The organism is Psychrobacter sp. PG1, from assembly GCF_014897815.1.
GTDB lineage: Bacteria > Pseudomonadota > Gammaproteobacteria > Pseudomonadales > Moraxellaceae > Psychrobacter.
Genome location: NZ_JABUZG010000037.1, coordinates 14,995 through 38,960, shown reverse-complemented (window position 1 = coordinate 38,960; position 23,966 = coordinate 14,995). Strand labels below are relative to the sequence as shown.

Genomic DNA, 23,966 nt, shown 5'->3' with positions numbered 1-23,966 from the left:
GAGTTATATGTTAGCTGTCACGCAACTTTGCAGCATGTTGCTCAGTTAGTGCTTGCACCACTTTGTCAGTCGCGGTTTTAATGGCGTCATCAGATAGCGTTTGTGTATTGTCTTGCCATATTAGCGCAAAAGCTAATGAGCGCTGACCAGCTGGCACTTTGTCGCCTTGATACACATCAAACAGCCACAGATCAGCCAATAGCTCACCAGCTGCCGCGCGTATCGTCGACTCTAATGTCTGTAAACTGATCTCACTGTCTACTAAAATGGCAATATCACGGCGTACTTGTGGAAATTTGCTTGGGGTGCTGATAGTATGTTGCTCACGGGCAAGGGTCAGTAATGGCGCAAGTGATAATTGAGCAACCCACGTAGCTGGCAAATCTAACTGCTTAGCCGTGTTAGGATGCAATTGACCCAACCAACCAATATATTCATCATCAATATAGAGCTTAGCACTTTGACCTGGATGCAAGAAAGCAAGCTCACTGCGCTCATAGCGAATACGGGCGCTATCCATTTGTGCAGGTAATAACTGCTCAATATCATGCTTAAGATCATAAAAGTCTAACGCACGGTTTTGATACGCTTGCTCGTCCCAGACGTCGCCAACTGCTACTAACGCAATACTTGGCGTTTGTACCAATTCACTAATACTTTGACCAATAAAACTAAGCCCTGTTTCAAAGAAACGAACGCGTGGCTGCTGACGATTGAGATTGTACTGCACGCAAGGCAATAAGCTTGATAGCAAAGTACGGCGCATCACGGCTAAGTCACTAGAGATAGGATTGGCCAATGCCAATACCTCGCCTAACGCTTTATCATCGAGCAATGCTTCTATTTTGGCATCGCTAAAGCTAAAGCTGATCGCTTCCATATAGCCATTATCGACCAATGCCAGCTTCATCTCATGGGTTAAATCTGCGGTATCGTCATAATCCATGCTCACTTGCAAATGCGGCAACACGCTTGGAATATTGTCATAGCCATAAATACGCGCAATTTCTTCGATGAGGTCTTCTTTGATACTCATGTCAAAGCGATACGATGGCGGCGTGCAAATCAGGCTATCGGCTTGCTGCACTATCTCAAAGCCCAATTGGGTTAAGATACGAACCATCACTGCTGGCTCAATCTCAATACCGATGACATCACGAACTTTAGCAATTGGTAAAGTGATCGGTGCGCGAGCTGGTAAATGCTCACTGCTTTCTGCTTTTACTATTTGTCCGGCTTGCCCACCAGTAACGCTAGTAATCAAATCAACAGCACGTGCCAGGGCTAGCTCTGGTAACTCAAAGTCTACTCCACGCTCAAAACGTTGTGAGGCATCGGTATGTAACCCAAAACGGCGTGCGCGCGCGGCAATAGCTAGCTGACCAAAGAAAGCGCTTTCTACAACAATATTGGTGGTGCTATCAGTCACACTACTACGCTGACCGCCCATGATTCCGGCAAGTGCCAATGCGCCTTTATCATCAGCGATGAGCAATTCATCACCGGTTAAGGTAATGGTTTGTTCATTCAATAAAGTAATCGTTTCTTCAGGCTGTGCCAAACGCACAACGATATCGCCCTCGATAGTATCGGCATCAAAAGCATGTAGCGGCTGACCCAATTCCATCAATACATAGTTGGTCACATCAACCAAAAAGTTGTGCGAGCGTAATCCTGACTGAACCAGCGCATCTTGCATCCACTTTGGGGTGTCGATGCTACGATCAATATTGCTGATTGATTGTAGTAAATAGCGCGGGCACGCTTCAATTGCACTGACCGTTACCGCTGGCGTAGCAGTATCAGCACCGTTATCAGTAACTACCACATTCGTAAGAATCTCAGGCTGCTGCATCGGCAAATCGTTAATGACTGATATCTCGCGCGCAATACCACGTACGCTAAAGCAATCACCACGGTTTGGCGTGATAGAGATATCTAGTATCTGATTGTCTAAGCCTAAATACTCACGGATATCCATACCGATTGGTGCATCTGCTGGCAATTCAAGCAGACCATCGATGCTATCGACTAAATCAATTTCAGAAGCGCCGCAAAGCATACCGTTAGAGTCGACACCACGTAGGTTGCCATTTTTAATTTTAAAGCCTTCTGCGTCGTTAGATGGTAAAACGGCACCAACGGTCGCAACCGGTACTTTCATACCAACGGTGACATTGGGTGCGCCACAGACGATTTGTAATGACTCAGCTGCACCAATATTTACCTGTGTGACGCGCAGTTTATCGGCATCTGGATGTTGCTCAACACTGATGACTTCACCGACGACCACACCACTGAAGGCACGGGCAACCGCATAGCGATCATCAATCTCAAGTCCTGCCATCGTGAGTTGTTCGGCCAATTGCTCACTAGTATTGTTGGGGTTTACCCATTGACGTAGCCACTGTTCGCTAATTTTCATAAATATCTCAGATCAGAATTTTATAATAAAGGTTTTGGAGTAAAGGTAGAGGTATTATTAAATAATAAAATCTAGCCAAACTGCTTTAAAAAGCGTACGTCATTTTGGAAAAATAAACGCAAATCATCGATGCCGTAATATAACATCGCGAAGCGCTCAATCCCCATCCCAAAAGCAAAGCCAGTATATTTTTCGGCATCAATACCGCAGTTGGTCAGTACTTGTGGGTGTACCATACCGCAGCCCATAACCTCAAGCCATTTACCATTATCATCGAGGATATCCACTTCAGCTGACGGCTCGGTAAAGGGGAAAAATGACGGGCGGAAACGTACAGTCAGCTCTTTGGCAAAGAATGCTTCCAAGAACTCACTAATCAAGCCTTTTAGCTCGGCAAAAGTGCTCGACTCAGTGACCATTAAACCTTCTAGCTGATGGAACATCGGCGAATGCGTTTGATCCGAGTCATTGCGATAAACGCGACCTGGGCAAATAATGCGAATAGGCGGTTCATTCTTTTCCATCGTGCGAATCTGCACAGGACTGGTATGCGTACGCAGTAAATAATGCGCATCAAAATAGAAGGTATCGTGCATCGCGCGCGCTGGATGATGCGACGGAATATTAAGCGCCTCAAAGTTATAATAATCGCTTTCGACTTCAGGACCAGTAGCAACGTTAAAACCCGCTTGTATAAAATACTGCTGCATACGCTGGGTAATCATGGTCACAGGATGCAAATGACCTTTTTGACCACCGCGAGCAGGCAAGGTGATATCAATACTTTCGCTTGCAAGCTTAGCGTTTAACGCTGCGACCTCTAGCTGCTGCTGCTGCGCGGTTAACGCATCTTGAATACGGCTACGGACTTGATGTAACCAGCCGCCGTAGGTTTTTTTATCGTCGCTGCTGAGTTTACCCATCTGCTTTGACCAGCCAGTTAATGGGCTCTTTTTGCCGGTCAATTGCACACGCAAATCTTGCAACGCACGCACATCGGTTACTTGTAGAACCAAGGCTTCAGCGGCACTGGCCAACTCATTTAGCTGAGCTTCATTAAGCTCGCTTAGCTCTGTGGACAAGGTCGGTAGCGCCGACAAATCGGTGGTAGCAGCAGGGGTAGTCATAAGATGCATTCTTCCTGATTTAAACGGACTATTAATAATAGTGATTGGTAATTGTAGGGATTTGACCAAATATTGCAAACCATTTACCCAGTCATTCAAAAATAATACTAGTGATATGAATGGCTTGAATATTTAGACGATAATAAAAGCTATCTCAACAAAGCATATTTAGCGCTGGTGCTAAAACAAGGCTGTGACATTAGATAATATAATGTGATATAAAAAAAGCCACCGACCAGCGGTAGCTTTTATTAATATCATACTATTAATCAATATTATTCCTGTCCATATAGATAACTACTTGTAAATTCTGACTAAACAAGCAGCAACCCTAAAGGAAGGTTAATATTTATGCTAATGCCGCTTTTGCTTTTTCGACCAACGCTGTGAAAGTCGCTGCATCATGCATAGCGATGTCAGCAAGTACGCGACGATCGACAGTGATGTTAGCCAATTTCATGCCATTGATAAAGCGGCTGTAGCTTAAACCGTTTAAGCGTGCACCAGCATTGATACGTGCAATCCAAAGACGACGGAAGGTACGTTTTTTGTTGCGACGGTCACGATAAGCATATTGACCAGCTTTGGTCACTGCTTGTACCGCTACGCGGTAAACACGTGAACGGGCACCGTAGTAGCCTTTTGCACGTTTTAGGATTTTTTTGTGACGACGATTCGCCTGTACACCACGTTTTACACGGGCCATAAATTACTCCAAGATTTCTTTAATCATTATTAAACGAATCACGATGTCATCGAATAGTAGACATCGCTATCAGATTGCAAAGTCAGATATTTTTAATCCGGTCGCTATAAATTAAACAGCACTTAATTAAAGATAAATGACGATAGCCTACTAGATGTATGGGCACATGCGACGAACTGCTGCTTCGTCAGACTTGTCCACCATCTTTAGACCGCGCAACTGGCGAATACGCTTAGCTGATTTCTTGGTCAAGATATGGCTTTTGTTTGCTTGCTTACGCTTGAAGCCGTTCGCTGTTTTTTTGAAGCGTTTAGCTGCACCGCTTCTGGTTTTCATCTTAACTTTCATGATGATTTGCCTCTTTGTCTTTGATAGAACCTGGTCGTCAAATAGTTAATAACGAATAGTGGCTGTAAAAACACCCACTAAACCTCTATTTGCCTCGAGGTGGGAGGCGGTATTTTAGCAGATAATGCACTGTTTTGCCAAGGAAACTTTTACGCCTCGCCTAGGGCGTGTCCTCAATCTGAACGAAAGCAAATAAATGGACTAAAAACGGTTAGATTTTGCCAAGCTACGTCAAATAGCTTATCAATATCTCGATATTATTTGTGCTATTTTCCTTGTTTGACGGCAATTTATCTCATTCTTATCATCATTTTTAAAATGAGGACACGCCCTAGTAGGCATGACAGTGGATAATGGGTATGAGCCCATTTATAAAGATTTTAGTCAAAACACTCATAAAACTGCGGATTTACCGCCAAATAGATTGAATGTCAGCTTAAGCTGTGCTTAAGTAGAGACTGAACCTTAGTATAAGCTGAGCGCTAATAATACAAAGTTATTTATAACACTTATCGAGCGTCTATCGTACGATGATGACGCTACCAACCTACACCATGATTAGCAGCACTCATAGCCTGCAATCAATCTAGGAGATAACGTGTCAAAACAAGAATTAGACTTTGATAACGACATATTTGTCTTTGAAACAGTGATGCGTGTGCGTCATATTGAGCTTGATATGGCTCAGTACCTGACGCTCGAATCATTGACGGCATTGCTATGTGAGGCGCGGCAAAGATTTTTTTACTCTAAAGGTATTAAAGAGATCGATGCAGATTATCACGGTTTAATTATCGATGAGTTACAGCTAAGTATTGTCAGTCGCATACGGGCGCGTGAAGAGCTATTATTTGAAGTAGGCGTTGAGCCGTTATACGATAATGGTGGCACTATAGTGATAAAAATCACCCGTATGCATAATGGAGAAACAGTAGCCAAGGCGCGGCAGCATTTTGTCAATTATGACTTTCGCCTCAATAAGTCGATTGCGCTTGATAAAATTATGAAAGAAGCGCTGTACCCACATCTCTACAGGATTTGATATTGAGGACATGCCCTAATGCCAACCGCTTTTTTATTCAGACCATAAATAGAATCCGTTACGATTCACTTATTCCCCTTTCATTTCTATATAAATAAGAAGACAGATATATTATGACTTTACCTGCTTGGCTGGCTGCCATAAAATTTAATGATGATGGTTTGATTCCTGCAATTGCTCAAGATCATAAGTCTGGGCGTATTTTGATGATGGCTTGGATGAATGCCGAAGCACTACAGTTAACTGCGCAAACGCAGACAGCGGTTTATTTTTCGCGCTCACGTGCCAAATTGTGGCATAAGGGCGAGTCATCGGGTCATACTCAGACTGTACATGATATTCGCTTGGACTGTGATGCAGACGTGATTGTACTTAGTGTCACTCAGGCTGGCGGTATCGCTTGCCATACTGGTCGCGAGTCTTGCTTCTATCAGCGTTTAGATTTGTCGGGTCAAACGCCTGAATGGCAAACCATCGATAAGGTATTAAAAGACCCTGCTGATATTTATCATTCAAGCAATGCAGGAAAAGCCACTCCTGAAACTCACGAGACGCAGGCTCATGATGTAATCCCTTCAGATGCCAAGCACAGTCACCATGACAACGACACTATCAATGGCTCTATTTTGCAGCAGCTTGATGGCGTATTGGCAGAGCGTAAACAAGCGGATGCTGATAGCTCGTACGTGGCAAGCTTATACGCAAAGGGTTTAAATAAAATCCTAGAGAAAGTTGGTGAAGAAAGTACTGAAAGTATCATTGCCGCCAAAGATTTTGCCAATTGCGACGAAAATAGCAATAAAGCGCAATATGATGACGCTCGTCACGAGCTCATCTATGAGGTGGCCGATGTCTGGTTTCATACATTGGTTGGACTGGCGTGGTTCGATATTGAGTCGGATGCGGTATTAAACGAGCTAGGTCGACGTTTTGGTCTATCAGGTATCGATGAAAAGGCGGCGCGATAGTTTCTATAAGCTTGACGATTGCCCTGTTTGATTATTGTTGATTTCACCTTTTTGTCACAAGTGCAGGTTATAATATAGCTCTGTTTTACTTCGCATTGTATGTCGAGGCTTTTTATTGAGTATAACGATATTCGATACACCCAAAGTAGGCATACAAAGACTGAAAACCAAGACACAAGGATACCTTTATGGGTAGTTTTTCTATTACGCATTGGCTGATTTTATTGGTGGTAGTGGTGGTCGTATTTGGCACCTCAAAGCTTAGAAATGCTGGCAAAGATTTGGGCGGCGCAGTCAAAGGCTTCAAAGAAGCGGTCAAAGACGAAAATACTGAGCATGCTAAAAAGCATGTGGTGCTCGATCATGATGGCAATGCACACACTGAAGAGCGCCCAACAACCACCAAGGTTGATGACACGCATAATGTATAGCCTCTAGACAGTGACCTTTTAGACAATGACATCGGAACATTATGTTTGATATCGGCTTTTCTGAACTACTCCTTTTTGGTGTTATCGCCCTAATCGTCTTGGGCCCAGAAAAACTGCCACAGGCAGCGCGTACCGCTGGGCAGTGGTATGCCAAAATTCGCCGCACGGTATCCACCCTGCAATCTGAAATCGAAGCTGAGCTTGATTTGGCAGAGACCCGCCAGCTTATGCAAAAAGAGTTGGCCAAAATTCGCCAGACTGAAGCAGATATGAGGCGCGAGATGGCGGAGATGCGCGGCAGTATGCAAGAGTTTGAATCCTCGCAAAACCAGCATTTAAAAGCATCGCGTGATCCAGGCGATGACAATACGCCTAGACAAAATAGTCAAGCCAGTAGTGAGAATGATGATAATCGACCAGTGCAGCCAAAAGCGTTTGACTACGCCTATGACAGTAATAGACAGGCTGAGAAACCAGAAAGCCCTGAGCAGTCATCGGCACAAGGCGATAATGATAGTCTAAAAACTGACTGTAGTGATAACGCCAATCCAGTGTCTCAAACCATCACAACTAGACCGTGGGAAAATATGTGGTTTCGTCTTGGTGCTTATGATAAAGCGCGTCGTTTGCCGCAACCGCCCTACTTACCAAATTATAAAGCCGATATCTTACTAAACAGCCATATAGACAGTCCTTTACCTAAACAGGCTTCTGTTCATGAGCAGGAGAGTCATTAGTGGGCTTATTTAAACGTAAAAAAAGCCGTCAAGAAAAAGTCGCGGATTCAGATATCGAGACCTCAACAGCTACCATTGATGGTAATGTCGACAGCAATACTGAGGACTCTGGCGATATCCTAAGCTCACTTGGCGATATGCCGATTACCGAGCATTTGATTGAGCTACGTAGACATCTCATAAAGATATGCGTCGCGGTACTGGTAATATTTTTAGCATTGGTCGGATTTTCACGCGAGCTCTATGATTTTTTGTCCAACCCATTGGTTGCCCAGTTGCCTGCCAACTCAACGATGATCGCGACGGATATCACCTCTAACTTTATGGCACCGATACGCCTGACTGTTTTTGTCGCTGCATTCTTTGCAATGCCCTACATCTTGTATCAAATCTGGTCGTTTGTCGCACCCGGTTTATATAAAAAAGAGAAAAAAATCGCCATTCCCGTTTTAATGTCCTCTATATTTTTATTTTATGCGGGTGTGGCTTTCTCTTATTTTATTGTCCTTAAAGGCGTTCTCAAATTCTTTATTATGTTCGCGCCGCAGAACGTCTTGCCGATGACCGACATCGACAGTTATTTAAGTTTTGCACTCAAACTCTTTATGGTCTTTGGTTTAACCTTTGAGATTCCAGTCGTCACCTTGCTATTGATATTGACTCGTGTCGTCTCCATTCAGAGCCTAGAAGATAAACGCCGTTATATTATTGTCGGCTGTTTCGCCGTTGCTGCGGTCGTGACACCGCCTGATGGGGTGTCGATGTTGATGCTCGCCATTCCGATGTGGTTGTTGTTTGAGCTAGGATTGTTTTTAGCGAAAATTTTAATTAAAGAAGAGCACAGCCCTGCTTTAGCAAGCGATACAGGGTTAAATAAAGAATAACATCACTTATCAGATACTTATTCCAAAAACAGCCAACGCGCTAATCTGTTACTATAACCTGCTGATTTCCACCTTTATTTTCTATGAATTTTTGTATTATTGTCATGTGCGCTTGCGAGAATTTTGCAAGTGCACATGATGAGTCAGCCATTGTCTATGCAGTGGCTTTTTTTACCCCCGTCATTTTTGATCCGTTTTACTCTTTTAGGTAATTTTTTATGTCCGCATCTATGCCAGCTTATATGAGCGATCCCACTGATGAGCAGCTGAGCGCGCTTAACATGGCGATGGATCACAAGTCATTTAAAGTGGTGGCTTATGCGGGTGCTGGTAAGACGACGACCTTAAAACTGATTGGTGAGCGTTTGCGTGGCCGCGGCTTATACTTAGCCTTTAACAAAACCATTGCTAATGATGCACGCTCAAAGTTTCCACCGCATGTAGAATGTCGCACCTTTCATTCGCTTGCTTATCGGCATGTCGCCCGTGATATCACTGCTAAGCTGTCGTTGCCGCGTTTTTCACCCAAGCGTTTGGGTGATGATTTGGGTTTGCAGCCCGTCCAAGTACGTCGGCAAATGGATGGTATAAACAAATATATCACCCTCACCCCAGCCCGACTGTCGCGATTCGTCAGTGATGCTGTCAGCAATTTTTGTAGTACCCATGCCAGTTATCCTGCACCTAGACATATATTATTTCCCAGCTGGCTCGATGATTCTGATGCCGAGCAGCTGCGCGAAATGCTCTATCCAGCCGTCGAGCAGCGTTGGCTACAGTCGATTGATGCGCGCCATCCCGCTGGTATCGGGCATGATATTTATCTGAAACTTTGGGCACTGTCTAAACCCAGTATTCCCGCTGATTTTATTTTGTTTGATGAAGCCCAAGATGCCGATCCCTTGATGATGGGAATTTTGACCCAGCAGCCACGGCAAGTGATTTATGTGGGTGACGCTCATCAGCAGATTTATGAATGGCGCGGCGCAGTCAATGCGATGAAAAAACTGCCCTTACCGCAAACCTTATTGACGCAGTCGTTTCGTTTTGGCGAACCGATTGCTGAGATTGCCAATACTTTGCTCAAAGCATTGCAAGAAGACGTCCCGTTAAAAGGCAATCCTAATAAGCAGTCTTCTACTGATAAGGGTATGGTACATAGTAAAAAAGATGCCATCCTTTGCCGCACTAATGCCGCCGCAATGTCGCAATTATTAACTGGTTTAAAATTAGGTCATAGGGTAGCGCTACAAGCCGATACCGATCGTATGCTTAAATTTTGTCAGGCAGCTGAAAATTTAAAGAATGGTAAATCGGCGTATGGCGTACCCGAACTGGCATATTTTTATAATTGGGGCGATGTGCAAGAGTATTCTGAAACCAATGAAGGCAGTGATCTAAAAACACTGGTGAAACTCGTCGATGATCATGGCACCAATGTCCTGAGCCAAGCGGTCAATAGTTTGACCAGTATCGAAAATGCTGATTATGTTATCTCCACTGCCCATAAAGCGAAAGGGCTCGAATGGGGAAAGGTACAGCTGGACGATGACTTTTATTATGATGTGACGACCAATGCGGTCAAAATAAGCCCTGAAGAATTGCGTTTGCTCTACGTCGCTTGCACACGTGCCCAGAGCAATTTGGACATCCATAATATTAAAGACTTAATATCAGGTTTGCAGACAGGTAAAAAAGTGATTTTTGGTAATACTTAATTTTTCTCAGTTAGTCACTCTCTGTATTTGCCACTCTAAACCTCTAGTCTACCTGTCTTTATGGCAATCCTTTAATAGCACCTTTTTAGCAGTGAACAACAAGCATGAATACTAATCAGCAACTTCAAATACGTCAAAATACCATCCGTCAGTTATTCGCCAATCCCGTCCGCCTCCTTGCACCAATGGAAGGCTTGACCGACCCATTAATGCGGCAAATCCTCACGCAAATTGCATCGGACTTGGGTCGCCCTTATGATTGGTCGGTTAGCGAATTTATCCGTGTGACTCAGCACGTATTGCCTGCGCATGTATTTTATAAATACGTTCCAGAACTGCGTCATGATGCTAAAACTGCCTCTGGCACGCCTATTCATGTCCAGTTGCTCGGTAGTGAAGCGCAATTAATGGCAGAAAATGCTGCTTATGCTGCCGCGCTTGGTGCACCAGCAATTGATATCAACTTTGGTTGCCCTGCCAAGACTGTCAATAGCCACCGTGGTGGTTCAGTATTATTGGATGAACCCGAAACCATGTATCAGATTATCAGCGCGGTGCGGCAAGCTGTTCCCGTTCATATTCCAGTATCAGCCAAAATTCGTTTAGGTTACACCGATACCAGTCGCATGGAGGATATCAAAGCTGCAATTAGCGACAGTGGTACTGATTGGCTGACCATTCATGCACGAACCAAAACCCAAGGCTATAAACCACCAGCCTATTGGGACAAGATTCAACGTTTTAATGGGCTAGATATTCCAGTCATTGCCAACGGTGAAATATGGAATGCCGAGCACGCGCAAAACTGTATGACGCAAGCTGGTACAAAACATTTGATGTTAGGTCGCGGCGCGGTTACCCGTCCCGATTTGGTTGCTCGCGTGGATTGCGGTTCAGATGATGCCATGCTAAATGCAGCGACGTTGTCGTGGGAAGCAATGGTCACCCATCAGATAAGATTTTTGGAAGGTCAGGCTAAAACTGAAGTTATCTTGGTTGGTCGTTACAAGCAGTGGTTAGCAATGCTCATCAAAGGCTATAGCGAAGCAAAAGTTTTATGGGACAGTATAAAACGAGAGAAAAATAAAGCGGTGATTATCAGTGCACTACAATCTAGCATACAACAATAATCACCTACTGATATTTGGTTGATCTAGGCACGATAGAATTTAACTCTCAAGCGTTATACACTCACTCGAATCGCTAAATAAAACAGCATTAAACAGCAAGCCATCGATAACGCCCAAAGTATGGAGCGAAACGTCGCCAAATTAGTAATATAAGCCACGCAAAAACCGATACGAATCAGCACGTACAACCAAGCCAGTATATTAATAATCGATTGTGGTACGAAGAACAGCATTGCCGTCAGTACTGCTGCCAAAAATATTGGCAACGTCTCATAGCTGTTTTGCTGGGCAGCGTTAGCACGTGCGGCCGCGCCCGTCGTACCTTGTAAAAAATCACGTGGATGGGCATTGTCAGCCAAATTAAAGCCGCCAATAGCTTTCGCTGTCAATGCCATGGCAAGCGGTAGTAAACTTGCTGCGACCATCGCCCAAATTGCGGACGCTGCGGTATCAGAGACTAATTCCAGAAGTGCATTCATTAGTATACTTGCCCCTACCCTGCAATCACTTCGAAATCATGGGTGACGTTCACCCCACCTTGTACCAACATTCTACTGGCCGAGCAGTATTTTTCTGCGGACAGTTTTATGGCCTTCTCTACTTGGCTTTCTTTGACATCTTGTCCTGTCACCACAAAATGCATGTGAATGTCAGTATAGACAGCTGGTACAGTTTCAGCACGCTGAGCGGTCAGCTCACAACGCACGTCTGTCACCTCTTGGCGCGATTTTTGTAAAATTGCTACCACATCATAGCTAGCACAACCACCAAGCCCCAATAAAATCAGCTCCATCGGACTTGCGCCTTTTTCTTTATCGGCATCGATCTGTACATTATGCCCTGATGGTGACACACCCATAAATGCTTTGTTTTCTTGCCACGTTACACTTGCTTTTGACTCTGACATCTTGACCATTCCTTATTTTAATTAGCTCGTTGCCCGATTTTTATTTTCTGGCAATATGTTTTACTTGGCTAGTGTAGCATAAGCCAATGGCACATTTTATCGAGCCCTTATCATCCAAAATCATTATCATTATGAATGGCTCACCTATTTGTCTTTTGCAGCCTTATTTTTAATTAAATCTTTTTACTAAAATTTTCTTAGCAGTGAATTAACATTCATACACCGCCTACTGTTTATTATTCAAACCTATCCTCTTATAGTTAGAACCTATCTTTGCAGTAAGATTCCCCAAAAAACATTACAAAAGTTTAATTATAACTGGTTGATTTTAAACAGTTAAGCTCGTGAAACATTTTATAGCAAAATACTGTTACACATTTTGCTTGTTTCTTGGTTTAATAACGGTAATGAATCTTATTTTGACCTAATATCGACAACCATCACCTTATAATAATTATGATTGCTGTCACGGTTCTAGCTCAAAATAAGCTATTTTAAATAAATTAAAAAGGTTTAATCATGATAGATGCAGACGGCTTTCGCGCCAATGTCGGCATCATCTTGGCAAATACACAAGGGCAGGTTCTGTGGGCAAAACGTATTGGTCACAACGCTTGGCAGTTCCCACAAGGCGGTATCGACCGTGGGGAGACGCCGATGGATGCGATGTATCGCGAGCTCTGGGAAGAGGTCGGCCTGCATCCGCGTCATGTAGACTTATTGGCAGTGACGCAAGATTGGTTGCGCTATCGTCTGCCAAAACGCTATGTACGGCATGGACAGCACCCTTTATGTATTGGGCAAAAACAGAAATGGTTTTTGCTACGCTTAGATGAGACGAACACTCAACATATCCGCTTTGATGAGGGCAAACCAGAATTTGATCATTGGCAATGGGTCAGTTACTGGTATCCACTTGGACAAGTGATTCATTTTAAACGAGGCGTTTATCGCCGTGCCTTGCAAGAGCTAGTGCCTGAGCTACCTCTAAGACAAGAGCTGATTATTCCTGAACAAGACAATCACTTGTTGATAGGATGAACTGACATTTTGATTAAAAGTAACACGTAATAGAAGAGCCTGTATCCTTTAGATGCAGGCTCTTCTATTATATAGCGATTATATCTTGCGGAATAATTATGGCTTGATAGCAATTTTTAGTACGCCGTCACGCTGATGCATGAACAAGTCATAGGCCTCTACGATATCATCCAAAGCATAGGTATGCGTCACCATCTCTGATAAATCCACTCGACCAGACTCGATGACATTCATCAATCGGCGCATACGCTCTTTACCTCCTGGGCAGAGAGCCGTTCTTATCGTATGATCGCCAAGACCAGAGGCGAAATGAGCCATTGGAATGACTAAATCTTCAGAATACACACCCAAGCTTGAGAGTGTACCGCCTGGTTTTAATATTTTGAGACATTGCTCAAACGTAGACTGTAAACCTAACGCCTCGATACTGCTATCCACCCCACGACCACCAGTGATTTTCATGATCTCATCAACCACGTCAACTTCCGTGAAGTTTAGAGTAATATCTGCTCCCAGTTTTTTTGCCATGGCCAAACGGTCGTTATTGCCATCGACAGCGATAATCATCGAGGCGCCTTTAATCCTTGCCCCAGCAGTAGCGCATAAACCGATAGGTCCTTGTGCGAATATAGCAACCACATCACCGATCTGAATATTGGCGTTTTCTGCGCCTTTTAAGCCTGTCGACATAATGTCAGGGCACATCAACACTTGCTCATCCGTCAGTCCATCTGGCACTGGACATAGATTGGCCTGCGCATCTGGCACTAGCACATACTCTGCTTGCGTACCGTCAATGTGATTACCAAAACGCCAGCCGCCTGTGGCTTTATAACCGTGACAAGAACATCTACCATCTGCATCAAGATAGCCACCGTCTTGTGAAGGGAAACCATCTTGACTGGCATAGGAGGTAAACGTTGGGCAAATGGCGCCAGCAATGACTCGCTGCCCTTCTTCATAGCCCATGACTGCGCTACCAAGCTTTTCAATGATACCTACTGGCTCATGACCAATAGTTAGCCCTTTGGCAACGGCATACTCACCTTTAAAGATATGGATATCAGTACCACAAATGGTCGTAGTCGTAATTTTTACCAAGGCATCATTAGGGCCTACATCAGGGATTTTTTTATCTACAATTTCAATTTTACCTGGTTCAATAAATATCAGTGACTTCATCATGCTCATTTCACACTCCTTGTTTTATAATCATTTACTCAGCTGGTATAAACTTTAGTGACATCTATATTTATCTTACGCCATATAAATAGTAATTTAAAGTGAAATCCATTCTTTAATAAAGGGATTGTTGATTCTCTATTGTTAGATATTAAAACTGTAGTATCAAACTTCTCATAGAAATTGTACGTGAGCCTCATTAAGAGTAGATGAAAAAGCTAATAGATGAAAAGCCTATAGGCTACTTATGACTATCATGCCGACATTCTTTATAATTATCATGCTGACACTCTCGGCTTACTAATCTAGCAATCTCATCCACTGCTGAATCTGCCAACTGAGAATGACATTTTAGGGTTAAAATGCTTTGGGTACGTGTCGCATAAGTGGGCAAATTATTTTGCGTATGATTAAAAGTGACAGGCTCTATATAAATAGAAGACAGAATCTGCTCAATCTCAACAGCTACTCCAGTCTCCGGCAGCTTATTCACTGGCGCTTGCGTATTATCAGACAATACCGCAAAGGCAGCTTCTTGCCAGTACTCAGGTTCGCTATTCTCAGCGATTAGTGGCAATACTTCTTGGCGCAGCCTGCCTCGCAGTTTTTCAGTTTTAAACCAGCTATCCTCAGGCTGACCATTGGAAATGACATGCAGTCCTGCATATAGTGGCATAGGAGCATGACCACGGTTATTGACGATAACGGCTTGTGTCATATCACCAATAATGAGATTGAACCCAGCATAGTTTTGCAAACTAATCTGCCGTGCAAACTCCATCGGGCTGATATCACTGGTTAAGAAATCCGTGACTAGTGCCCCGCGTGAGCACTCATCAGAGCTTGCCTGCACGCCATCGCGAAAATTCAATACCGCAGCCCAACGTCCGTTTTGCTGATAATACTCTTGAGGCACTTGATGACTGTATTGATGATTGGCTTGATGGGGCTGTTGATGAATACCTAGCCAAGTACCGCCACTTTGTACATCGCGTCCTGCAAAAACAGGCTTATCTTCCCATTGATGTAGCAGTTCTGTCGGACGCTGCAAAAACTCATCGCGATTGGACAATAACACCAAAGGCAGCTCATCAAATAGTTGCCAAGCAATGGCGACAATACACATAAGACTCCTAATTTTACTAAAAATATGCTTAATAACATGTCATTGCTTAGCAAACAGCCAAGCTTGATTTCAGTTTAAACTTATTTCACTGACAAATTAGTTCACTGATAAGTTTTTGCTAGCAGGATAACTAATCTGAGAGGTCGACTGTATGACTTTCGATTGTTTACTTGGTAAATCGAACTCCCACGCAACCATGCCTTTATTGTCATTCCAGTCACGCTCAGTCACTGGCGGTGTATGAGTGATGGTTACTTTAAGACTATCGTCGCGGCTAATCGGCTCACTGCCTAATACTTGTAAATGCATAGATCGGTTGTGCTGATTGGTAAATTGATACGCTTGTGTTTTAGTCAAGGTTTGCGTGCGATTAAATGCGCCTTTATCACCCTGCTTATCTTCATCAGCTATCTGCTTTACGATGGTATTAGGGTCAATACCAAAACCAATACCTTGCTCTTTGAGCGCTTGATAATTATAGCGCGCCTGCCCAACATAATTATCATCACGGTATAGCTGTAGCGAACCATCTACCCAAGCTGGTGTCAAAAACGGTGCGGATGCATACCAATAGCCAGCTGCCTCCACACTCGGCGTACTACGAATCCATAGCTTGCTGCTGCCCGACTGCTCATCAATGACCGTCCGTACGCGCCTGCCATCGCTTGGAATACTAATACGCTGCGGCAAGCGGTATTCGGTAATGCCGTTTTTATTCTGACTGCTAACGGTAAAGCTTGGCAGCGGCGCCATGTTAGGTGTCGAGGCACCGTCATAGCTGTCTCTTGCAGATACCACAACAGGCATGTTTTCCGCCATAGGTGGTACAGATATAGTCCGATTTTCTCTATCTTCTTCATATAAAGAAAAACGCTCAACTCGTGGCAATTGGCTGGTCGTGTTTTGATTGGGATTGACAGAGCTTAGCATCAAAGGGACATTGAGCCAGTTTTCTCCTGTCTGCTGGGCAATAACCGCAGAGGCAATGATATTTAATTGCTTGGTTTCAGTATTCAGCCTTGCTTGATACGTTGGCTCCCAACCCGCGCCGCGTACTTGATAGTGCAGTTTCACACTGCTTGGTACTCGACTGGCAGTACGTACACTCACTTGAGTCACACTATTTTGAGTGGAAGTCGCGCTGCCTGCCATTAGTTGGTTGAGCGCATCTTGTGCACGGGCTTGGCGCTGCTGAATTTCTAGTATACGTTTATTGATACTGACCGCTTGGGTTTCCAGATCGCGCGCATTATTGGCAAGCGTGCCATCTGTACTGATTTGCGTGACCTTGGTTAAATTCTGCAAGTAAGCTTTAGCTAAGCGTGCCGCTTCTAACTCAGCATTGATAACTGCCAAATTATCTTGCTGTGTCTGCACTCTCGCCTCACCTTGATACTGACACTGTGCTGCTTGCTCATCGCTTAAAGTCTCGATACTGACTTCACCAATATTGATGCCATTTGCTGCTTGTACGCTCACACTGTCTTTATCGATATAAGGGGACAGACAAGAAAAAACCAGCGTCTGCTCACCGCTACCATTAATTGGTAACGCACGAGTTACGCTGGCTAAGCCCTGATAAATGGTCACTTGCTCAATACTACTGTTAGCTGCCTGAGCAGGAGTCAAAGCTAAAGCCGCTAAGCTAAATAAACCCAGTGGCGTCAACTGTTTTTTAGAGGGTAAAAAATTAGGTAATATTGCTACTTTTGATAACTTAGCTTGCATAATCATTCCTTAAAAATACGGTTAATCCATTAATACGGTGCATTAGCGCAAGCACGCAGTATCTAACGCCTCATTAAATATAATGAGGCAATATTCATGATGGCACTTATCTTCAGCAACTTTTTTATATCTTAGCGGTTTTCTGGCTTTCTTTCTAGATGTTACCCGTAGCAGATAAGTTGTTACCATGAGATGAGCCTCACCGTAATTTGGTATGCCTCACTGGCTATTTTTGCTATTATGAGCAGCATTCTATTACCAAATTTATGATGCCCTTATGATGATACATCCTCAGTACGATCCTGTAGCGCTGTCTTTGGGTCCAGTAGAAGTGCACTGGTATGGCCTAATGTATTTATTAGCATTTGCCGCCGCCTTTGGTCTGGCTTGGTATCGCAGCACCAAACGTGACAATTGGAATACTGACATGGTGTCCGACTTGGTATTTTTTGGCGCACTTGGCGTCATTTTGGGCGGTCGTGTCGGCTATGTATTGTTTTATCAATTCGGTGAATTTTTACAAAACCCCGCTTACCTTTTCAAAGTCTGGGAAGGCGGTATGTCTTTCCATGGCGGCATGATTGGTGTCTTACTGGGCATGTTATATTTTGCCCGTAAGTATAAAAAGACCCCGTTTCAGGTGCTAGATTTTATCGTTCCTTGTGTGCCAACAGGCTTATTATTTGGTCGTATTGGCAATTATATCAATGGTGAGCTATGGGGCCGTGTCTCTAACGGTGGCTACAACTGGCTTACCTACTTCCCGCAAGCGGCTGCTACTGATATGCAGCAATTGCAAACCAACCCTGAGCTGCAAGAGTTGATGCTTGAAGTAAATGGGCAGTATTTGCTACCTCGCCACCCCTCACAGCTGTATGAGGCACTTGCTGAAGGGTTATTATTATTCCTATTCCTATGGTGGTATTCATCAAAACCGCGCCCACGTATGGCAGCATCGGCAGTATTTTTATTGGGCTATGGCATCAGCCGCTTCATCATTGAGTTTTTCCGCCAACCCGATGCGGACCAAGGATTTGTATTACTAGGCTGGATGACCAAAGGGCAGATACTCAGCGCTCCCATGATTGTTATTGGTTTCATTATGCTGGTATACGCTTACAAACGTGGTATCTATGACTGGGGTAAGCAGTCGGCTTATTAAGCACTAATTCACATCAAGTAGCCTGTTAAAAAACAATACAACTATGCGTTTTAATAGCGTAGAAGAGCAATTTTATGACCATGAGCAACTCCATTATTAGTAACAACAATCAGAGTAAAAATGAGCAAGCCTATCTTGACTTGCTGCGTCTTGTCCTGACTGAAGGCACTGAAAAAGGCGATCGTACTGGCACTGGTACGCTGAGCCACTTTGGCGCGCAGCTACGTTTTAATTTAGCCGATGGTTTTCCATTATTAACCACCAAAAAAGTCCACTTTAAATCTATCATCTATGAGCTATTTTGGTTTTTAAGTGGCAGTACGCATGTTGATTATCTACAAGCCAATGGCGTACGTATTTGGAATGAGTGGTCTACGGCTGAACAGACAGCGCGCTTTAACCGCCCTGCTGGTGATTTAGGCCCTGTCTACGGTCATCAGTGGCGCAATTATGGCGCAAGCCAGCGTGAAGATGGGAGCTACAATAACGATGGTGTCGATCAAATCACCCAAGTCATTGAGCAAATAAAAACCAATCCCAATTCAAGACGTTTGATTGTGTCTGGTTGGAATCCCGGTGAAGCAGATCAAGTTGCGTTGCCGCCTTGCCATACGCTATTTCAGTTCTTTGTTGCGGATAATAAACTGTCATGCCAGCTATATCAGCGTTCAGCAGATTTATTCCTATTATACCCCCATAACAATAATGCACAATACGGAGTAATAGATCGTATATAATGCAATACATAATTTAGTCTATGTATTGAGATAGTGATTATTATGGATGTTAAAGTTTGTTCTGATACAAAGTTAGATTTATCTGAGTCTTGTTTACTCAATGAGATTCCAAATTTATCATTGAACAAAACCGTAACAGTGAATGGTGTTGGAGTATTTGATGATGATGGCAAGATCCTTCCTCTTGTTTCTGAGTATTTGTCGTATCGAACCAAACATCAAATAATCTCTTATAAATCAGCAGTTACTTATGGTAGAAACCTAAGCTACTTCTTAAGTTATATTCGTAGTCGTACAGATTACAATGACAGTGAATCTGATGAAGTATTTATTACAGTTCCAAAATACGTAATTCAAGAATACCTGACATTTTTAATTCGTGAAGATGATAAGAGCTCATCTACTGTTAGAAGTCGAGATGAGACAATACATGCTTTCATTGAATATCTTTGTAGCCCTACAGAAGACCGTGATAAGCTTAGACAAGATAATCCATATAGCGATGGCTTGCTATCAAAACCACCAAAGCGAACACCCATTAGTTCTTGCACACTTGATGACCTTTTTATATTGATTAAGTTTACTGATTCAGAACGAGAAAGAGCTTTACTCCAGTTTCTATACGACTCTGGCTTACGTCGTTCAGAACTACCTAGAGTTACTCTTCAAGACTTTAAAGATATTAACAATTTCAATTCTGAAAAGTTTATTTCCTGCGATAATGATCAGCCTATCCATGCTGATTATGCGCCTTTAAAAGTCAAAGGAAGTAAGGGCCGTGGTAATCAAATTAAGCCACGCTGGACTCTGCTGAGCTTAGCAACTATCAAACGTGTGCAGAAATATCACGCATCTCCTCTGTATAAAAAACACGCCCGTAAATATGTAGACCCGTCTGAAACCCCAGCATTTTTTAATGCTAAAGGTACTCCCTATACGCCTAGTGCGATCAACAAATTGCTTGAACGTATAAGTGAACGTGCAATAAAGAAAGGTTGCCTTGATCGAAGCATCTCTCCTCACAAGTTAAGGCACGGTAATGCTTATGCAATATTGCAGTCAAATGATTTAGGTGCCGATTACTTAGATCGGCTTGTTATTGTGCAGAAAAACTTAGGACATAACCATCTCCATACTACACAGATATATACAAGCATTCCCCAAGATATCTATAACAGCATGTGTGACGAGAACGGTGACTTACTAACTAGAGCCGAGAAGATGAGGCGCTTGTCTGAACAGACGCAATTAAGAATTGGCATTAAGGACATCAAATGAAAAACGATGGAATAACCATTGATAAGGTTTATGAGAGTTTTTCTGAGCCAGGGATTTCAGGTGCAGACTTTAAGAAAGTTGAAGAAAAGCAACCTATTAAAGACGCCAAAGCAGCTGTTATAGAATGGGTATCGAAAACAGTTGGAGATACAGAAGCACTATGGGAAATACCAATTAGTAAAGCTGATAATGCTTTAGGCTTCAGTGTAGCTGTTAATCATATTCAAAGTGCTGTAGGTGTCTCATACTCTGTTGCACAAACACATAGGGGTATTACGACTCCTTTAATTGAAAAAATGATTGAAGAAGGTATTCTAGTAATACCAAGTGAAAGCTACGAAGCGGCTGGCATCGAAAACACGAGGAAACTATTGAATTGGTACAGACAACTATCTGTAGAGGAAAAGCACACTTTACCTATTTTCGGCAATAAGATTTCGATAGGAAAAATGTCTTCAGAACAACTACCTATAAAAAAAGGATCCTTGAAATTTAATGTTGTTAAAGATGCTTGGGAATTCATTCATCAAGACCTAGAGAAACTTGGAATTATTGATGCTAATTATAAAAGCGTTGCTGAAAGAACAAGCGAAGCGAATATCAATAGAAAAAGTTCCAGTGAAAGTCAGATAGACCGTTTTAATAGACTTGCAGCAAGAAAATTAAATGCTGCTGAAGATTTTCTCGTTCCTTCAGAATTAGAACCTTTCATTCAGGTAGAGCAGCTTTTTGCTGCTCAAAGTGTGACTGTAACTTCAGATTCAGGTAAGGAAAACTATAGAAATGCCTGTAGTCAGCTTATAGAATTCTTGACTAATTATTACGGACCTGGACCGTTGAGAATCAAGGTAACTTTTGACGCGCATCTCTTGCCTAGATATCGGAAATATTTGCAGCAAAAAATAAAAAAAAAAGAAACCTCAAGCCATTACGCAAATACGAATCTAAGTGCTGCACGCAACGCATTACAAAGACTAGAACAAGTGCCCGATATGGAATACAGTTTTTTTGATATAGAGGGGTTTTCTGTAAGCAGAGAAACAGACGTTAAAAAGCCATTTACTATGAACGAGCGGCTCCAAATATTAGATGCTATCGAAAAAGGATTGAGTGAATCCAGAACAGCCCTTACACCTTACAAGAAGACGGGTGTAGGTAGGAATCCTTTGGACAAGAAATGTTCGATCATAAGAGGTCTCTCGACACTAGAGAATGCGCGATGGCTCTTTGAAAATGCCTTAATGTGTAAACCAATTCATCATAATACAGCTAATTCACCTATCGAGAAGTCTTTCTTAAGAATTATTAAGAATTCAGGTACGGGTTTAATAGAGACATACAATGAATGGGGCGTTACCCCAATGATAAATATGGATACACTAACGCCTTACATTTTAAGGCTTGCTCAAATCACTGGTTTAAATGCAGACCCTTTACTTTCTCTTAATATGAATGATTACGTAGACTCCCACCCAGCAACATCACGACCTTGCCTTAGATATTGGAAAGAGCGATCTGATGGTCACAAAGAGTACCACCTTGATCTTTTTAATGCAGAACTGACATGGCTTACATCATCTCAAGCTGAGTCAATAAAAGTTATTTTTGAAGAACTGGACCAATTAACTGGTAGTTTTCGACAAGATATTAAAGATGATGCTTTTAAAGATAGATTGTTCATCTATCAGTCGGATAGTACAAAAAAGCACGGCAGAGTATCTCCAATATTAGGAAATAAAGAAAAAAATGCAAAAGCATTGGGAGCTAGTTTGTCTAGGTTTGTTGAGAAATATAATTTAAAAAATGATGCAGGAAACCCCTTAACTCTTACAATAAGTCGGTTCAGACCAACCTTTGTTAGTGAGATGCTTAGAAATGGCGTAACTGTACGTGAAATTCAGCTCATGTTGGGCCACTCCTCACTCCAAACGACTCTTGGCTATATAGATTCTCTAGATTTTAACTCCATGAGTAGAATGAAGATAAATGATGAATTAAAAGAGATACATCAAGCGACTCTGGATAAACAAGTTGAGAAGTTGCCAGAAGATATAAAGTCCAAAAACAATGATGAGTTAGTAACGAGCTTTCATACTCCATTAGCTGAGTGCAGAAATATTTTTGACCCGCCGGATTTTGTAAAAAATCTTTCATCCTACATACCTGGTACTCCATGCTCACAATATAACAAGTGCTTGAGCTGTGACAATGTCATTATTACAGCTAAAAACCTCCCTGAAATCTTTGCAATGAAGCGTGACTATACGCTTTTGACAGAGCATTCCCGTGTCATGGACACACCCTATAGGCATGTCATTTCAGAGAATTTAGAGCTGATAAAAGGCATCACAGAACCAGAACTATCTAATTTTTCCTTAGAAGAATTAGAAAATGGGCGGCGTTTAGCAGAATACATTGAAACGACCACACTAGTTGATGGAGTAATCTAATGGACTATGAAAAAAAGCTGAATGTATTAACAGATTTTGCAGAACATCGTTTATATGTTTTAGATGCTCTAGACCACGCTACAGTTCAAAAGAAGAAACACCTTCAAAATAATTACACAGATGACATAGAGTATGTGACGTACCTTATGGACAAACCTGTATCGAAATTATCAAAGTTTTCTGACATGTGTTGGAATTTTAATAACGACTATCCTAATGCTGCACAAAATGTCCAAGGTGCAAAGCTCCGCATTAATTTTTCAAAGCATACAGAGATCCCAATATTCGTTTTAACAGAAATGAAAGTTATATTCGAGTTGGCCTTGCTAAACAATTCGATTTTCAAACCTCAGGGAAAAGAAGGGAAAACCCGAATAAAAAAATCATTAAAAGCGAACTCGTTGATTGCAATTTTCGAAAGAGGTTTAGCATTTATTAATGAAATATTTAAACAAGCATCTCATGAGCTAGGCTATGAGTTTGTTCAGGAAAAAATCAGAACACTCTCCGATATAACACCCGAACTGTATTCCAAAGCCGCTGAAAACTATGATCGTGTAAAAGATATAGAGCTAGATAAATTTTTCAAATATCTACGCAGTCCAGCTTCGGTTCAGTATGTATTTGAAAAACCTATCGCTTATGTAGAGTTAAATAGCCTGAAATGGAAAAAACTCGCTAATACTAATAGTTCGAAAAAAGAACAAGTACTGCCAGATCTAGTATTTGAATCTCTCTCGAAAATGGCTTCTTTTATTATAGTTGACTTTTTAAGTGCTATAGGAGCTTCAGCAAAGATATCAGATCCTAACTCTTTAGAAAGATTTGATACAAGCAAC

General features: G+C 42.5%; 21 protein-coding genes and 1 pseudogene. 13 read left to right on the top strand and 9 right to left on the bottom strand.

Annotated features, from left to right (window positions below; genetic code table 11):
* Nucleotides 1–10: 10 nt before the first annotated feature.
* The 4 genes from pheT to rpmI form a co-directional block, all read right to left on the bottom strand.
* Entirely contained in the window at nucleotides 11–2,425 is a 2,415-nt protein-coding gene (gene pheT / locus INT03_RS01855; protein ID WP_193007337.1) for a phenylalanine--tRNA ligase subunit beta, read from the bottom strand.
* A 71-nt stretch (nucleotides 2,426–2,496) separates the two neighbouring features.
* Nucleotides 2,497–3,552, bottom strand: a complete 1,056-nt coding sequence (pheS, locus tag INT03_RS01850) for a phenylalanine--tRNA ligase subunit alpha (protein ID WP_193007336.1) — start codon at nucleotides 3,550–3,552, stop codon at nucleotides 2,497–2,499.
* A 349-nt stretch (nucleotides 3,553–3,901) separates the two neighbouring features.
* A complete protein-coding gene (gene rplT, locus INT03_RS01845) occupies nucleotides 3,902–4,258 on the bottom strand; it encodes a 50S ribosomal protein L20 (protein ID WP_025651520.1) in 357 nt (118 codons plus the stop codon).
* Between the two features lie 150 nt (nucleotides 4,259–4,408).
* A complete protein-coding gene (gene rpmI / locus INT03_RS01840) occupies nucleotides 4,409–4,606 on the bottom strand; it encodes a 50S ribosomal protein L35 (RefSeq protein ID WP_010197866.1) in 198 nt (65 codons plus the stop codon).
* A gap of 598 nt (nucleotides 4,607–5,204) precedes the next feature.
* Here rpmI and INT03_RS01835 point away from each other — a divergent pair.
* From INT03_RS01835 to INT03_RS01805, 7 genes are all read left to right on the top strand, one after another.
* Nucleotides 5,205–5,648 carry an acyl-CoA thioesterase gene (locus tag INT03_RS01835; protein WP_055125338.1) on the top strand — a complete coding sequence of 148 codons (444 nt, stop codon included), beginning with the start codon at nucleotides 5,205–5,207 and terminating at the stop codon, nucleotides 5,646–5,648.
* Between the two features lie 113 nt (nucleotides 5,649–5,761).
* Entirely contained in the window at nucleotides 5,762–6,616 is an 855-nt protein-coding gene (gene hisIE / locus INT03_RS01830; RefSeq protein WP_193007335.1) for a bifunctional phosphoribosyl-AMP cyclohydrolase/phosphoribosyl-ATP diphosphatase HisIE, read from the top strand.
* A gap of 188 nt (nucleotides 6,617–6,804) precedes the next feature.
* Nucleotides 6,805–7,047: a Sec-independent protein translocase subunit TatA gene (tatA, locus tag INT03_RS01825; protein WP_045445916.1), complete on the top strand. Its 243-nt coding sequence runs from the start codon at nucleotides 6,805–6,807 to the stop codon at nucleotides 7,045–7,047.
* A gap of 41 nt (nucleotides 7,048–7,088) precedes the next feature.
* The gene (tatB, locus tag INT03_RS01820) at nucleotides 7,089–7,784 is read left to right on the top strand and encodes a Sec-independent protein translocase protein TatB (protein WP_193007334.1); all 696 of its coding nucleotides are present in this window, start codon (nucleotides 7,089–7,091) and stop codon (nucleotides 7,782–7,784) included.
* A complete protein-coding gene (gene tatC / locus INT03_RS01815; RefSeq protein WP_193007333.1) occupies nucleotides 7,784–8,668 on the top strand; it encodes a twin-arginine translocase subunit TatC in 885 nt (294 codons plus the stop codon). The genes tatB and tatC overlap by 1 nt, the downstream gene beginning before the upstream one ends.
* Before the next feature lie 218 nt (nucleotides 8,669–8,886).
* A complete protein-coding gene (locus INT03_RS01810; protein ID WP_055125342.1) occupies nucleotides 8,887–10,386 on the top strand; it encodes a UvrD-helicase domain-containing protein in 1,500 nt (499 codons plus the stop codon).
* Between the two features lie 104 nt (nucleotides 10,387–10,490).
* Entirely contained in the window at nucleotides 10,491–11,516 is a 1,026-nt protein-coding gene (locus INT03_RS01805) for a tRNA dihydrouridine synthase (RefSeq protein ID WP_193007332.1), read from the top strand.
* Nucleotides 11,517–11,569: 53 nt separating this feature from the next.
* Here the strand turns inward: INT03_RS01805 and INT03_RS01800 are convergent, their stop codons facing one another.
* Together INT03_RS01800 and INT03_RS01795 are read right to left on the bottom strand one after the other, a co-directional pair.
* Nucleotides 11,570–11,995, bottom strand: a complete 426-nt coding sequence (locus INT03_RS01800; protein WP_193007331.1) for an MAPEG family protein — start codon at nucleotides 11,993–11,995, stop codon at nucleotides 11,570–11,572.
* Nucleotides 11,996–12,009: 14 nt separating this feature from the next.
* On the bottom strand, nucleotides 12,010–12,423 hold the full coding sequence (locus INT03_RS01795; protein ID WP_055125345.1) for an OsmC family protein: 414 nt from the start codon (nucleotides 12,421–12,423) through the stop codon (nucleotides 12,010–12,012).
* A gap of 519 nt (nucleotides 12,424–12,942) precedes the next feature.
* On the opposite strand from INT03_RS01795, the gene INT03_RS01790 reads away from it, so the two are divergent.
* Nucleotides 12,943–13,464, top strand: coding sequence for an RNA pyrophosphohydrolase (locus INT03_RS01790; RefSeq protein ID WP_045452438.1), 522 nt, complete (start codon nucleotides 12,943–12,945; stop codon nucleotides 13,462–13,464).
* A gap of 96 nt (nucleotides 13,465–13,560) precedes the next feature.
* Here INT03_RS01790 and INT03_RS01785 read toward each other — a convergent pair whose 3' ends face one another.
* The 3 genes from INT03_RS01785 to INT03_RS01775 form a co-directional block, all read right to left on the bottom strand.
* Nucleotides 13,561–14,655, bottom strand: a complete 1,095-nt coding sequence (locus INT03_RS01785) for an NAD(P)-dependent alcohol dehydrogenase (RefSeq protein WP_193007330.1) — start codon at nucleotides 14,653–14,655, stop codon at nucleotides 13,561–13,563.
* A 232-nt stretch (nucleotides 14,656–14,887) separates the two neighbouring features.
* Nucleotides 14,888–15,772, bottom strand: a complete 885-nt coding sequence (locus INT03_RS01780) for an NRDE family protein (RefSeq protein WP_193007329.1) — start codon at nucleotides 15,770–15,772, stop codon at nucleotides 14,888–14,890.
* Between the two features lie 96 nt (nucleotides 15,773–15,868).
* Entirely contained in the window at nucleotides 15,869–17,500 is a 1,632-nt protein-coding gene (locus INT03_RS01775; protein WP_226950356.1) for a DUF4139 domain-containing protein, read from the bottom strand.
* A gap of 277 nt (nucleotides 17,501–17,777) precedes the next feature.
* On the opposite strand from INT03_RS01775, the gene lgt reads away from it, so the two are divergent.
* The 5 genes and pseudogenes from lgt to INT03_RS14890 form a co-directional block, all read left to right on the top strand.
* Complete coding sequence (gene lgt / locus INT03_RS01770) at nucleotides 17,778–18,662, top strand: prolipoprotein diacylglyceryl transferase (protein WP_055125348.1); 885 nt, start codon at nucleotides 17,778–17,780, stop codon at nucleotides 18,660–18,662.
* A 74-nt stretch (nucleotides 18,663–18,736) separates the two neighbouring features.
* Nucleotides 18,737–19,399 carry a thymidylate synthase gene (gene thyA, locus INT03_RS01765; protein WP_264298305.1) on the top strand — a complete coding sequence of 221 codons (663 nt, stop codon included), beginning with the start codon at nucleotides 18,737–18,739 and terminating at the stop codon, nucleotides 19,397–19,399.
* Nucleotides 19,400–19,441: 42 nt separating this feature from the next.
* A complete protein-coding gene (locus tag INT03_RS01760; protein WP_193007327.1) occupies nucleotides 19,442–20,677 on the top strand; it encodes a tyrosine-type recombinase/integrase in 1,236 nt (411 codons plus the stop codon).
* Complete coding sequence (locus INT03_RS01755; protein ID WP_193007326.1) at nucleotides 20,674–23,127, top strand: tyrosine-type recombinase/integrase; 2,454 nt, start codon at nucleotides 20,674–20,676, stop codon at nucleotides 23,125–23,127. Before INT03_RS01760 ends, INT03_RS01755 begins: the two co-directional genes overlap by 4 nt.
* Nucleotides 23,127–23,966, top strand: a pseudogene (locus tag INT03_RS14890) (site-specific integrase); the annotation flags it as partial. The gene INT03_RS01755 and the pseudogene INT03_RS14890, both read left to right, overlap by 1 nt.